Origin of the sequence: Paenibacillus harenae DSM 16969 (assembly GCF_000422465.1) — a bacterium.
Lineage (GTDB): Bacteria > Bacillota > Bacilli > Paenibacillales > Paenibacillaceae > Pristimantibacillus > Pristimantibacillus harenae.
Map to the genome: position 1 here is coordinate 1,148,436 of NZ_KE383842.1, position 14,379 is coordinate 1,162,814.

General features: G+C 49.7%; 10 protein-coding genes and 1 pseudogene. 9 read left to right on the forward strand and 2 right to left on the reverse strand.

Translation table 11 applies throughout. The annotated features are described in order from the left end of the window. Positions 1–371 precede the first annotated feature (371 nt). The 3 genes and pseudogenes from helD (at position 372) to H581_RS0115665 (ending at position 4,436) form a co-directional block, all read left to right on the forward strand. Positions 372–2,792, forward strand: coding sequence for an RNA polymerase recycling motor HelD (helD, locus tag H581_RS0115655; protein WP_028610835.1), 2,421 nt, complete (start codon positions 372–374; stop codon positions 2,790–2,792). Between the two features lie 576 nt (positions 2,793–3,368). Then, positions 3,369–3,827: pseudogene (locus H581_RS37185) on the forward strand (GrpB family protein); the annotation flags it as partial. 51 nt (positions 3,828–3,878) lie between these two features. Further along, positions 3,879–4,436, forward strand: coding sequence for a DEAD/DEAH box helicase family protein (locus H581_RS0115665; RefSeq protein ID WP_028610837.1), 558 nt, complete (start codon positions 3,879–3,881; stop codon positions 4,434–4,436). Positions 4,437–4,577: 141 nt separating this feature from the next. Here H581_RS0115665 and H581_RS0115670 read toward each other — a convergent pair whose 3' ends face one another. Next, positions 4,578–5,567 carry a helveticin J family class III bacteriocin gene (locus H581_RS0115670; protein ID WP_028610838.1) on the reverse strand — a complete coding sequence of 330 codons (990 nt, stop codon included), beginning with the start codon at positions 5,565–5,567 and terminating at the stop codon, positions 4,578–4,580. Positions 5,568–5,817: 250 nt separating this feature from the next. Between H581_RS0115670 and H581_RS0115675 the strand changes: the two genes are divergently transcribed. Then, positions 5,818–6,501 (forward strand): GNAT family N-acetyltransferase, encoded by a 684-nt coding sequence (locus H581_RS0115675; RefSeq protein ID WP_245600043.1) that lies wholly within the window; start codon positions 5,818–5,820, stop codon positions 6,499–6,501. Between the two features lie 145 nt (positions 6,502–6,646). Here the strand turns inward: H581_RS0115675 and H581_RS37930 are convergent, their stop codons facing one another. After that, entirely contained in the window at positions 6,647–8,731 is a 2,085-nt protein-coding gene (locus H581_RS37930) for a helix-turn-helix transcriptional regulator (RefSeq protein ID WP_028610840.1), read from the reverse strand. A 132-nt stretch (positions 8,732–8,863) separates the two neighbouring features. Here H581_RS37930 and H581_RS0115685 point away from each other — a divergent pair, with 132 nt between their 5' ends. The 5 genes from H581_RS0115685 (at position 8,864) to H581_RS0115705 (ending at position 14,341) form a co-directional block, all read left to right on the forward strand. Continuing rightward, a complete protein-coding gene (locus H581_RS0115685; protein ID WP_245600044.1) occupies positions 8,864–9,325 on the forward strand; it encodes a VOC family protein in 462 nt (153 codons plus the stop codon). A 96-nt stretch (positions 9,326–9,421) separates the two neighbouring features. After that, positions 9,422–12,106: an SGNH/GDSL hydrolase family protein gene (locus tag H581_RS36490; protein ID WP_051250834.1), complete on the forward strand. Its 2,685-nt coding sequence runs from the start codon at positions 9,422–9,424 to the stop codon at positions 12,104–12,106. A 253-nt stretch (positions 12,107–12,359) separates the two neighbouring features. Next, entirely contained in the window at positions 12,360–12,668 is a 309-nt protein-coding gene (locus tag H581_RS0115695) for a hypothetical protein (protein WP_028610842.1), read from the forward strand. Positions 12,669–12,826: 158 nt separating this feature from the next. After that, the gene (locus tag H581_RS0115700) at positions 12,827–13,306 is read left to right on the forward strand and encodes a DinB family protein (protein ID WP_028610843.1); all 480 of its coding nucleotides are present in this window, start codon (positions 12,827–12,829) and stop codon (positions 13,304–13,306) included. A gap of 171 nt (positions 13,307–13,477) precedes the next feature. Beyond that, positions 13,478–14,341 (forward strand): MurR/RpiR family transcriptional regulator, encoded by an 864-nt coding sequence (locus H581_RS0115705; RefSeq protein ID WP_028610844.1) that lies wholly within the window; start codon positions 13,478–13,480, stop codon positions 14,339–14,341. Positions 14,342–14,379: the final 38 nt, after the last annotated feature.

Genomic DNA, 14,379 nt, shown 5'->3' on the forward strand with positions numbered 1-14,379 from the left:
GACAAATGCTTAGTTTAAGGGCGTTTCCGGCTTAACGTACGAAATCCGCGTTTTGTTGGCGGGACCACATACCACATAAGAGATAACAAGAGAGGAAAAGGAGCTGCGCCAACTGTCGCAGTTCCTTTTTTTGTGACCAAAATAAAAAACCGGCAGAGCTGCCGGTTTCAACGTCATTATAAATCATTTGCGTACAGAGGAGTACTATGCTATGATGATAGAACTATTGCTTATAATGTCTAAAAAAAGACATAATTAGTTTATTTTATCTACAATATCATTGTAGCACGAGAGCTCATGGGTTGTCAAATGTTATTTCTCTATTTCTCATCTCCATTATTAGACGGAAAAGGAGCGTGTTCAGAAAGATGATGCACACAGAGGATTGGCGGCAAGAACAGGAACGGCTGAATCAGGTTACGGGAAAGCTGCAGGCCGAAATCGTCGGGCTCGAGCCGGAGGTGGCAGGGCTGCGCAGCCAGGTGACGGACATCCGCAAACGATTTTGGGAGGAAGTTACGGTCAACACGAGCACGGACGAAGACTTTGAAGAAACCTTCTTATTGATTAAGCAGCAAGCTGCGGTATTGTCCGAACGGGAGCGCAGCCATAGACAACTGTCGCAGCAATGGAAGAATTTGAACCGTCTGCTGCCGTCTCCCTACTTCGGGCGCATCGACTTTCAAGAGAATGGCCTGGGCTTCAGCGAGCAAATCTACATCGGCGTATCGTCCTTCGTCGAAAAAGACGGAATGAATTTTCTCGTGTATGACTGGCGTACTCCTATCGCGAGCCTATATTACGACTATTCCCCGGGAGCGGTCGCCTATGAAACGCCGGGCGGACAAATCACGGGGACGATGGAGCTGAAGCGTCAATACCAGATCCGCAATGGGCAGCTCCACAATTTATTCGACGCGAGCTTAACGATCGGCGACGAACTGCTGCAGCAGGTGCTGGGCAAAGGTGCGGATGCACAAATGAAGAGCATTGTTGCGACCATCCAAAAGGAACAAAACGCCATTATCCGCAACGACAAAAGCCGGATGTTAATTGTGCAGGGGGCAGCCGGCAGCGGGAAAACCTCTGCGGCGCTGCAGAGGGCGGCGTACTTGCTGTACAAACATCGAGAGAGGCTTAAGGCTGACCAGATCGTACTTTTCTCGCCCAACCCCATGTTCAACAGCTATGTATCCACGGTTCTGCCCGAGCTGGGCGAGGAGAATATGCAGCAGACGACCTTCCAGGAATATCTTGAATATTGGCTTGGAGCAACGTATCGTCTTGAGGACCCGTTCGATCAGATCGAATTCGTGCTGACTGGAGAATCAACGCAAGGGTATGAAGCCCGCCTGAACGGGATCAAATATAAGGCCTCGGATGCTTTCCTGCAAGCCCTTCAAAGCTATGCGCTATGGCTGGGGAAGGAAGGAATGCTCTTCAACAGCGTCCGTTTCCGGGACCGCGATTTGATCACCGCAGAGCAAATGAAATCGCAGTTTTATAGCTATGACTCTTCCGTCCGCCTGACTAATCGCGTCCTTCTGCTGCAGGAGTGGTTGCTCAAGCAGATGGCCATGCTGGAACGTAAAGAGCAGGATGCCCTCTGGGTGCAGGAGGAGTTGAATTATCTCGACAAGGAGCAGTATGCTGAAGCGTATAATATGCTGCATCATGAGAAAGGTGTCTTTGACTTTGCCGAACAATACGCCGAAGCCAATGACAGGATGCGCAACAAGCGCCGTCGGGACGAGGGTGACTTTGATTTCGCCGAAAATGAGGAAGAACTGCTCCGCCGAATGATCGTGAAGGAGAGCTTCAAACCGCTGCGGCGTAGTGTAAAGCGTCTAATGTTCATAGATGTAAATGGACTGTACGCCCAGCTGTTCGGCAACAAAGAGGATTACCGGAAGATGACGAATGAGGCAGAGTTACCCGCACATTGGACGGAAATCTGCGAGCAAACCAAAGAGAAGCTAAGCCGATTCGAGCTGTTTTATGAGGATGCGACCCCGTACCTGTATTTAAAAGAACTCATGGAGGGCGTTCGGACAAATACGGAAGTACGCCATATATTCGTCGATGAGGGTCAGGATTATTCGATGTTTCAATATGAATATCTCAAAAAACTGTTCCCCCGTGCCCGCATGACGGTGCTTGGCGATTTTGGGCAGGCCATCTTCACTCAAGCAACGAATTTGCATGAATCAGATTCGCCGCTGATCCGGCTTTATGGCGAAGCAGAGACGAGTTTGATTCGCCTGGCTCGCAGTTATCGTTCAACCCGAGAGATTGTGAAGTTCACGAGGTCGCTGCTGCCGGTCGGCGAGGAGATCGTACCGTTCGAGAGGAGCGGCAAGAAGCCGCTTCTCTCGAAGACAGACAGCGGCGAGGAACGAGCGACCCGAATAGCGGCGGATCTCGCAGCTCTTCAAGCCGAAGGCTTCGGCTCCATCGCTGTCATTACGAAGACTGAGGCTGAGAGCAGCAAAGCTTATAATCTTCTGTTGTCCATGGGCTGTCAGAATCTGCGGCTCATTAAGAAAGAGACGCCCACCTTCGAGAACGGAACGATGGTTATTCCCGCTTATCTCGCCAAAGGCGTTGAATTCGATGCCGTGCTGATCTACGATGCTTCTTCCGAGAAGTACCGCCGCGAAAGCGAACGCAAGCTCTTCTATACGGCATGTACGCGCGCAATGCATCGGCTTCAGCTTTATGCGACAGGAGAATGGACACCCTACATCCAGGCAATAGATACGACTTTATATGAGGTGCAGATTTTTCAATGATCAGACACTTCAGTTGTTGGTAAAAACGACTGGGGAATGGGTATTTCTTGAAATTACTTTTTTCAAAGTTACCGATCCTCCGGAACTATGGCGCAAAGGCCATTGTAGAAGTTTATGGCCGAACATTGCTAGGCGAAGCGACGGGTTCGGCTTTTGTTTTATGATAGTGGTTCATGAGCATATTGAAATACACCAGCAACAAACTTTGCAAATAGATGTACACGGTGAATGAATATAATAAATTCCATTTTTTGTATGTGTAAACCCCGGCAATATGGCCTATCTCTTCAATCCCAATGCCCACCAAGGAGTAGGCTATAATGTATATCATCAAAGAAAGCCAATACAACGATCAAACTGATCGATAGTACCATGTAAGCCGTCCACCTTAATCTTAAAAAATTGGGTATATTCATTATGTTCCACTTTATGAAAATTTAATCAATATAAATGGCTGAAAGCGGCAACGAGGTCCAACTGCCCGGATAATTGACTCGTTAGATGTTACATCGCATAATCTAAATGAGGAGAAATAGAGTGGAATCCAAAGGGGAAAATATGCGGAAAACAAAAATAATGGCTTGGACTGAAAAGTGGAATGAGATGTACACCTTGGAATCTGAAAAGATTAGCCGCATTTTTACTGACGAAATGGTTGCCATTTATCATATTGGAAGTACATCTATTCCCCCTATCGGGTATGCTAAACCAATTATTGATATATTAGTTGTCGTTAAGGATATAGAAAAGGTTAACTTGTTCTATGAAGAAATGGCTGAAATAGGTTATTCTAATAGGGGAGAACGGGGAATTGCTTTAAGACGATATTTTACAAAGGGTGGGGATAACAGAACTCATCATGTCCATATTTTTCAGGATGGAAATAATAACATTAATAAGCATTTAGATTTTAAGGAATATTTGCTTACACACCCAGAAGACGCTAAAAAGTACGGAGAGTTAAAAATAAAATTAGCTGAAGAGTTTCCAGATGATACACATAAATATCAAGAAGGAAAAGAAGCCTTTGTTAATAGACTAGTGGCAAAATCTACCCGTTATAAAAATCCCCGCATGGGAGGAAATATGAAGTTCTTACTTATATTCGGACCTCAGGCTGTAGGGAAGATGACAGTGGGCCACGAACTTGAAAAAATCACGTCTATGAAGTTGTTTCACAACCATCAGACGATTGAGCTGCTGCATCCTTATTTTGGCTTCGGACCTGAGATGTGGCGGTTGTCAGCTCTGTTCCGTAAGGAAATCTTTGAGCAGATGTCTATAAGTACCAGCGCCGGATTCATGTTCACCTATGTCTGGGCGTTCGATTTGCCAGGTGACTGGGAATTTGTCGATCAAGTCTGTGACATCTTTGAGTCTAAGGGGCATGAGGTATGCTTCGTGGAACTCGAGGCTGACATAGCTGAAAGGCTTGTACGCAACAAGACCCCGCATCGCTTGCAGAATAAGCCGACTAAGCGGGACGTCGATCGATCAGAAAAGGATTTAATTCAAACGATGGAGAAGCATCGGTTGAACTCGTTGCCTGGTGAGATCAAAAGGAAGAACTACATTCGAATTCAAACTACCAACCGAACGCCAGAACAAACAGCACAATTCATTAAAGATCGATTTGGGCTATAAAGGTGGAGAAAAGTGGTGTGGGTACTTATTTTCATGGTGAAAATGATTTAAGGGTGAGAATATGAAGAGTTCAAGGCAGCCGGTCAAAATACAGAAAATCGGCTGCCTTTATTCCAATCTGATCGAATGAAGAACGGTTATTTAAAATATGCTATCAGGAACGTAATAAACTTTCTGCGTATTTTTTTTATTTACCGGGTCTGTAACTATAGTAAAATAAACGTTGCCGTTTTTTGTCTGCACTCCCTCGATTTCATGGGTCCCCACATTTGTAATATTCACAAGAGTTTTGTATGCTCCTGTGTTTGACATCATAGCAATCTGCGGAGTGTCACCTTCCGCGCCGCCTGACGTATATATTTCCGTATTACTAAGCATGTCAGCGCCCTGGAAAGATCCGTTCGGTCTGACTATAGCGCTGCCCGACTGCGTAAAGCTGGCAACGCTGGCGCTTACCGCCGCCGCACTGTCCATTCGCACCTGTTCATTGCTGTCAAGAAGCTGGTTCAATTTGACCGTGTCATAAATGGACCAAGTTACGGTTCCTTCTGCTGTTTGTACGCGGAAAACAGTATGTGTACTGTTACCGCCGGCATCGACACGGTATGTTTCACCTAATCTTGTACCGGTCTTATTGGCGTAATTCATATAGGTGAACCGATGAAGATCCGTATAATCATATGTCGCGCCGGGCGAGTATTGAAGTCTTGCTACTTGGAGCGACCAGTAATACGATGTGGAAGGGTCCGCTTTTGAACTGAAATAAAAGTAGTTAATCCCATTGTAAGTGTACATATCCAGGGTTTGGCAATGACCGGCATTGGTGACGGTCATCTCATCAACGTATGTGGCGTCACTTCCGTTTATGAGCAATCTTGAAAGATAGCATGTTCCCCCAGACCGCTGAGTTACGTAGAGATAAGTTGAAGCGATGTAAGCTTTCTGAACAGCCACGTTGTGATTAAGTCCTTTGAGATTGTATGCGAGTGTTGCCGAAGCATTTACCGTTTTTGCAGGAGTTGCCGCAAATACGGGCAAAACAGACATCCCAAAAAGAAGAATTGCGAGAACAACAGATGCGGTTATTTTTAATTGCTTTTTGTTAATGCCTAACGCGTGAACTTGGTACATGCTGATACCTCCATTAAAATAGATAATAGAATTGGACTTCCGACAAATACTGAATATATCGCTGGTTTATGAATACGACCTGATTATCCATTATTAGAGTAAATCTTTGAATAGCCTTTAAGAACCAATAAATGTTAAAATTTTATTTCCGGTTTGACAGATTCCCACGTGACAGATTACGGAGAGAGAGATTTTTGATAATAATGAAATTGAAATTGAAAAGGGGCAACGACTCGTAATAGAGGAGGTAATGCTTTTGTACAACCATCTAGCACTAATGAACCTTCAAGCAGAAGTTTTGTATACTCATGATCATGCTGGACGTATCACAACAATTAATGAGTATATAGATCAACCGGCGCCCAGATTTTTTTGGGGGCAGACCACTATTGGCCGTGTCATAAGATTTAGAAACGATGTACCGAACGCCTTAGCCCGCGACATCGTACAATTAGTGGACAGAGGGGATTCAACTTTACGACTAGTCGACGTGATTAAAGCATTCGAAAAGGATACTGAAATTCGCGGCTTTTGGATGGGCCCAGCTTATGTATTTAATGAAATCGTAACGGAATACACTGACGCTACTCTGGTCACAGAGGACAATAAATACGCTCTGGAACCCGGATTTTCAACTTTATTATCGGAGCTAAAATTCCGGGAGCCTTGTTTTATGGTGACGGAAAACAACATGGCTGTATCTGTCTGTTTTAGCGCAAGAAAAACCGATAAAGCTGCAGAGGCTGGAGTTGAGACATTGGAAGGTTATCGGGGAAAAGGATATGCCATGCGCGTATCATTATCTTGGGCCCAAGCCATAAGTCAGTCTCAAAGAATACCTTTATACAGTACATCGTGGGATAATTACTCTTCGCTGTCCATAGCAAAACGACTTCATCTTCAGCTTTACGGAACGGATATTTCTATATACTAATATTTGCAATGCCATACTAACAATGAAGGCTGGAGGATCCATGACATTGGATGAACCTTACATAACTAAAATTATGTAAACTATTCGGCATGGATCGTATTAAGCCGAATCTAAAGAGGAGCCGCAGGGATGCGGCTCCTCTTCGTTATACAAGCATCTTCCGAACCAGCTGGGTCCGGTTGCTCACATTCTGCTTCTCGTAGATCGATTTCAAATGCTTCTTCACCGTTACCTCGCTAAGATACAGGCGGGCGGCAATCTCCGCATTGGTCAGCCCCTCGAATACGAGAGCGGCTACCTCCTTCTCCCGGGCAGTCAAGCCGCTAAGCTCCGTCATGCCGCCTTCGCTGCCGCGGACGGGCGAAACGTCTGTACCCTTGTCGTCCGATTCATCGAGCATAAGCTCGATAGGAAGACCCGAACGCTTCACCAGCTTCCGGATGTAAGCATGAAGTTGATCGCCTTGTGTATCCCGTACGAAGACGGGCGTCGGCGTAATGCCGTCGAAGTTCGTATGGACGGCCTGATCTGCCGTATCGAAGCCGAGACTCTCATGAGCCGCCTGGAAGAACGGGTGCGGACCGGGGGTTCGCAGCAGAAACTCGCCGGTGAACATCAAACCGTGGAGAAAGTGGCCGATGGCTGTATGCTGGGCTGCATTCTCGTAATCGTCTTGATCGATCGTATCGATAAACCAGCCCGCGCGCGTATGTTCCGGAACGGCGAACCGCTTAAGCTCCTCTTCCGTAAGGGTGGAGAAATAGGAACGGGAGCACGGATGCTCCATCAAATACGGCATCGTTTTCCGGTTGATGGGTACCAACGCGATCAGTACCGCTATCTTTCCCGCGTCGTTCCTCATGACGCGAAGTACGTCATATTCGAGCGAGAACAGCCGGTCCAGATCGAACCATTTCAGAGAATAAAGGTTCTGCTCCACAGTCAGCTGAAAGTCGAAACGGCGGTTCGTCGCGGCATCGAACAGCTTAATCGTCTGCGGCTCGGCAGTTTCCTGCCGGTACCTGATATAACGTTCCAGCTCGGCGCGGTGGCTCCGGCCGACGGACTCGAACGGCCGGGGAGTAGGATCGAACCAGTTCATGAAGGCGCGGATCAGAGCGTCACCGGCATAATATGTAAGCTCCAGCGCTTCGTGATTGCGCAAATTTCTCGGCGAGCGTTTAAATCTTTCATAGGCGTGAAGGATGGCCCGGGTTTGATGCCGGTCATACAGCTGAGGCGAGCGCAGACGCAATTCTTGAATAACCGCTTCACGCATCAAAGCGTGAACCGTCCAGCCGCTGTCCGTTCTCCGTACGAAAGAGAAACGGATGAGCTGATAAAACTCCGGGGAAGTCACTTCCTTACCCATCATAAAGGAGAGCGTATCCTGATTGAAATAACGCAGCAAGGCGGCGGCTTCGACAAGCGGGCGCATATGCTCGCCCGGAATTTCCCGCAGCCATTGGCTTACAATGAACGGCAGGCTATTCTCCTCCTCCGCGCTCCGTTCTTCGCCGGCCTCCGGTGCCTGCTGCTCCCAGAAGAACGTAAGCAGAGAAAGCGTTAAGGGGTGTCCCTTGGACCTGCGCCAGATGTCCCGGACTAACGACGGATCGGATATATGGCAGTAGCGGGCGTATCGTTCGACCGCTTCAAACGGGAGATGTTCCAAGTAAATTCTTGCGATATGCGATCGCCAGGCGGGCGAGAGAACCCACGCTTCGGAGAGGGCATGGCGCCCGGCCGTTACGATCAGCACATTGTCGTGAAGCCGCTTGAAAAAATATTCGCGCAGCCAATGATCGAGCGCTTCCAGCGTTTCGTAATTATCCAGAAACAGCACCAGGCGACCGGATCCCGCCGTCTCGTTCAGCTTGCGGATACTTTTCTCGAGCAAGGAAGAAGCTTCCATGCCCTCGTCGTCAGGCTCCAAGCTTCTTAAGGTCCGTAAGATATGTATGCAAAAAGCATCCGGAGAACGCCAGAATCCTTCGCTGTCCATTGCAATCGAGGCGGTTCCCCTTATTCTGGCCTGCCGCTGCAGCTCGTCGAGCAGACAGCTCTTGCCGACGCCGGCTGTTCCGAAGAGGTGAATCAGCCTCTTGGTTCGCCGCTCGTCATTAAGCATGTTGATAAAGGCGTTAACTTCCGCGGAGCGTCCGACCAGCAGCCGGCTTTCCAGTTCCTCCATATTGAACTGCATCATCCGTTCCCCCACTTTTTCCATTTCACATCGTCTTAAATCCACCTCCTTATTTTACACGCTCCCCAGTCGTTTGGCACCTGATTTTTACAGAAGGGTATTCTTTTGGATGCATCCTTTCGGGTAATATCGCAATGACAAAGGCGGTGGTAGGATGTGTTTAGGCGAGAGGCTGCCGGAAAGGATGAAGGAAGCATGGCGAAGGTAAGCCGATTGGAACACATAACGCTATACGCTCATGATGTGCGCAGGCTGACGGCCTTCTATGAAGCGGCGCTGGAGCTGAAAGGGACGGAGGCGCCCGGCGAGGACGGGACAGCCGGGCTCGCCATCGAGCCAACCTCAGGCCGGCGCGAGCTGATCATCATGAACAATCCGCATCATATGCACTTGGCTTTCTGCGCAGATTCGTTGACCGACTTCAAGGCTGTATGGAGCAAATTGAAGGAGCTGGGCATTTTCATCCAGGGGCCGTATTGGCAGCAGGAAGGACCTACGTTTTCTTTTTTCGATCCGGAAGGAAATCATGTGCAAATCATTTGGCCCGTTCGGGCAGCGTGGCCGGCCGGAAGAAAGGTGACGTTCGAACAATTGGAGGAATGGGCGGACCGCACCTGAACCGATTCCCATTCCGACGAATGCCAATCCGAATCGCATGTTTTACCGGCAGAGCTTTACGCAAGATTTATCCAATGAAAAGGAGAGGTAATCAAAATGTCTAAAGGTACTTACGGAAGCAACACTTCGAATGGAGGCATGCAGACGGATGCTTTCGCCGCGACTTTAACGGCGGGCTCAATCACTGCAGCCCCTCAGATGGTAAACGACAGGCTGTCCTATCATAAAGCGCTGCTGGAATCAAAGGGAGTGACATCCCTTACCAGTCTCGGCACGCTGCGGATCAGCGGCCACATCGTTCCTCAGCCAGGCGTAACGAAGCCGGGAGCCGGCATTATTAGCGGAGGCGCGATGGTGCAATCCGCAACCCGCATCGTCACCAGTCAAAAAGGAACGCCAACGACAGAGACCTACAGCGGTAAGGCCGATATTCTGACGTCGATTCCGTTCACCAGCAAGGATAAAGCCTTTCTCTCGCTGCCTGCTATGACGGCCGGATCCGAAATCTCGATCGATACGGCGTACTGGGTCGCCTCCGAGGTGTATCTCGCGAGAGGAACGAACATCGTCTTGAAGTATCCGCACCGCTACCTCATTATCCTTGCAGAGAAGCTGACAGTGGAGGATGAGGTTACGTTCAGTTGGGAGAAACCTTTCCGTTCTATTCCTCCGCAAGTCAGCCCAGCGCCGCCTACGCCTCTTGAAGCGCCGATGTCCACGACGCTTGCGGGCATTCCGGGGACGAACGGCTCGCAAGGCTGGACGGGATACCGCGGGTACGATGGCGCATCCGCGCCGGAGCTGGAAGTATGGGTGCTTGAAATGTCAGGCAGACCGCGATTTTATCTGCGCGGTCAGGACGGCACGCAAGGCGGCCAAGGACAAAACGGCGGCAACGGCGGTAAAGGCGGCAAAGGCAAGCCGGCCGTACTGGACTGGGCGGGCTTCTGCAAGGCGGGTGCGGGCGCTGGCGGCAACGGCGGTAACGGCGGAACTGGCGGCAACGGAGGCGCTGGCGGCAATGGAGGCATGGGTGGCCGGCTGAGCTTATATGCACCGATGTCCGTTCTGCAGCAATACGTAAGAGGAGGTTTTGATATCCAGACTGACGGCGGAAGCGCGGGGGCGGGTGGATCTGCGGGCAATCCCGGCGCCGGCGGCGCCGGCGGGGATGTTGGAGCTTCGAAGGGCTCCTGCGGTCCGGGACCCCGAAGACCGGGTCAGCCGGGAGCGCAAGGTGCTTACGGCTATCAAGGGCCGTATGGAAAGCCGGGCAGCGCCCTGCCTAATCCGGTCAGCTTCCTCGACATTGATCCCGATGATTTCAGAAGAAAAATGCTGGTGCCAGCGATTATCGGGGTCAGCCCGCTATATGTCAAAGCCAACGATAGGGTAACTGTAGAGGGAAAACGCTTCACCATGAGCGATAAGCTGCTTATCGACGGTACCGAAGCCGCTACGACGGTTATAAGCGACACACTCCTGCATTTTACGGTACCGCCGATGTTCGGAGGCTCGCGTACGATCCAGGTCCGTCAATCGGATTCGACGCTGTCCAATCGCGCTTCCGTCTTTATTCTGCCTCAGATTATGGATATCGAGCAGGAAGGGATGGAAGAGCGGAAGCCGGATGTATTGCCCCGCGTCAAGCCGGGCATGAAGGTTACCTTGAAGGGAAGCGGCTTCGCGGAAGGAACGCTCGTACTCGTGAACGATCACGAAATGCCGGATGTCCGTCTGATCAGCTCGACGCAAATCGAATTTACGTTGGTTCGTCCTTCCGATACGGAGATCAATGCATCGGGCGAACACGTCGCCTTGAAGGTTCGTTTCACGGACGGCACGCTGTCTAATACGTTCCATCTGGAGCTCGATACGTACCATATGCTGGTGATCGGCGACTCCGTCAGCTGGGGCCAAGGGATGCAGGAGCACGAGAAATTCTACTCGCTCGTTGGCGCGGCGATTCAGGCCAATAATGGCAATATCAAGCAGTATACGAGCGTATTGGCCCATTCGGGAGCGACGATCGGTGACGGCGATTCAAATACCGCAGCGCCGGTGGACGGCGAGGTGCCGACGTCCTATCCGACGATCCTGCAGCAGTGCGACCTGTTCACCGGCCGTAAGGATAAAGTCGATCTGGTTCTGATGGACGGCGGGATGAACGACGTGAACGTCACAACCATTCTGAACCCGTTCGATCCGGCGAATCTGGATGAGCTGCTGGAGTTGCATCTTAATCAGAGCATGTATAAACTACTGGACAAAGTTACGAATGATTATCCTAATGCCAAAGTCATCGTTACGGGATATTATGCGCCGATCTCCCGCAAGAGCGATCTGGCGGCCGTCGAGGCGCTGCTGGTCGCCCTCGGCATCCTTGTGGGAGGAGCCGGCGGAGGCGCGGCTGGAGGCGTGTTCGGTCTTGCCGAATTCGAAGCGATTTGCAGCCGCTGCGAGAAGCTGGAGAGAGATTCCAAGTTGTACCTGCAGCAGGCTATTAACCGCAAAAACAGTGAGCTGAATGCCACTCCGCGGATCTTCTTCGCCGACCCTAACTTCGGCCCTGATCATGCGGCTCTTACCGTCGATCCGTATCTGTTCGGCGTTAACCTGGATCTCTCGCCGCAGGATTTCATTGCTGGCGAGCGGCTGGTATCCTGCACGGAGGCAGGCTGTACCGGCCTGGATATGGAAAAATGCAAACGCGCCTCGATGGGCCATCCGAATCCAAAGGGCGCGCAAGCTTACGCAAACGCCATTCTGCCGTTGTTATAATCCTAATTGAATAGTCAAAGCTGAAAGGGGAGTGTCGGCTATAAGCCGGCGCTCCCCCTTTGCCGCCGATTGAGGGAACCAAGTTGTCCGTGGAACGCTGCAGTCACGCTTGGATGAATGAAGCGGATTATAGAGGGGCATATAGGAATTTAAAAGACGGATCATAATATCAACGTGGCGTATTGCACTGCCGTTTGTTATTATCATTTACATACCATAAAACGAACCTAAAGCTAATATTGGAGGCATTTCAGTGAGTCAGCGTTATCGAATAACCAGATCATTTCAAGAAAACACCGTTGAGCAAACCATCTCTTTGGAAGAGTGCAAACGATATTTTGCATCAAAGCCCGATTTTACGTACTCACCGGTGTTTACAGTATCAGGACCAACCAGTACCATGTCCATCGATGGGGATTTTTTCATGTGGAGCTATGGCGACGTAAAGATTCCATTTCGGCATTATATGGGAGATCTGTACGTTGCCATTTCCAACGATGCAGTGATCCCCAAAATGATTGAAGTTGCGAGTGAATTGATGGCGGATTTGACAGAAGGGTAAAAAACTATTTCATGGTAAGAAGAGACTGCCGGGAAGAGCGGCTGGACTTATCGCTGGGCGGCCGGCGATGAGCCATTCCTGATTGATTTGAACAAGAAGGACAAAAAGTTGAGCTCTCCTTATCATCGGTGCAGAAAAATTACAGGAGGCTATACGTTATGTTGAAATTATTTGAGTATAACTGGCAAGTACGCAAAGATTGGTTTGACTGGTGCGACTCGGCGACCGAGAAAGAGTTGCTGGAGAGACGCATAGGGGGCCCGGGCAGCATTCTCTATACGCTGTTTCACATTGTGGATGTCGAGTACAGTTGGATAAGCGGATTGCAAGGAAAGCCCGAGCCTCTTGAGCCTTCGTTCGAGGACTATGCCGACGTGCAAAAGATAAGAGAATTTTCAGCGCGTTGCCATGAGGAAATCGTTCCGTTCATCAACGCCTGGGATAGCAGCATGGAAACTCGTATTTTGACCGAACTTAACGCAAAAGGCGAAACAGTGAGCTTTAAATACGGGGAAATTATGCGACATGTTCTCGCTCATGAGATCCACCACATCGGACAATTATCGGTATGGTCGCGTCAAATCGGAAAGCAGCCGATAACCGCAAACTTGATTCGCAGGGGATTGTTCGATATTTAATGTTGCTAATTCCTACAATTACAATATATCGATCTGCTTTAATAGACAAACTAGAGTCTTGTCAATTTTCGTGAAACCGCTTATAGTATAATTAAATATTTCATGAATTTGGTTATTTTTTGGAGTAAAAAATCATATGGTTGACGAAAAGGGGGTATCGCTTAGGCGATTATGGCTATCAACGACTATGTACTCATTAAAATCCGCGATATGAGAGACAGCTTGACCCCGGTTGAGAAAATGGTGGCCGACTACATTCTAAATCATCTAGAGGAAATCCCCCTTCTTTCCGTCAAGGAACTGGCGAAGCAGAGTAAAACAAGCGACGCTTCGGTGCTTCGTTTTTGCAAGGCGATGGGCTACAGCGGTTACCGCAATTTTATCGTAAGCGTCTCCGCCTCGCTGGGCTCAATGGATGATGAGCAAAAGGACCGATATACCGACATTCAACCGGGCGACAGCTTATCCACGATAATCGCCAATATTTCGCTGAATAACAGCAAGTCGATCGAAGACACGCTTAGCGTCATCGACCGCGAACAAGTCGAGCGCGCCGTGGAGGCAATTGGCAAATGCAAACGGATCGCGTTGTTCGGAATAGGCGCTTCGGGCCTCGTCTGCCGGGACGCGGAGCAGAAGTTTTCGCGCATCAACAAAATATGCCATGCCTACACGGACGGGCACAGCCAGCTGACGGCGGCCACCTTGCTCGGCAAAAACGACGTGGCCGTCTTTATATCCAATTCCGGCAGCACGTCCGATATTTTGGAGGCGCTTGACATCGCCGTGAAGAACGGCTGCACGACCGTTTCCATCACGAAGCACAGCAAAAGCGAGCTGGCGGAAAAAACCGATATCGTGCTGAACATCTCCACGCCGGAAATTACGTTCCGCAGCGGGGCAATGGGGTCGCGCATCGCGATGCTGACGGTAGTCGACATGCTGTTCGCCGGGGTGGCCAGCGCGGAATACCATCATGTGAAAAAGTATTTAACCATGACGCATAACGTGCTGGCCGCCAAACACCGCAAATAATTCATAGAAGCATCGGTTCAGCCTGGTCGGAGGCCGCT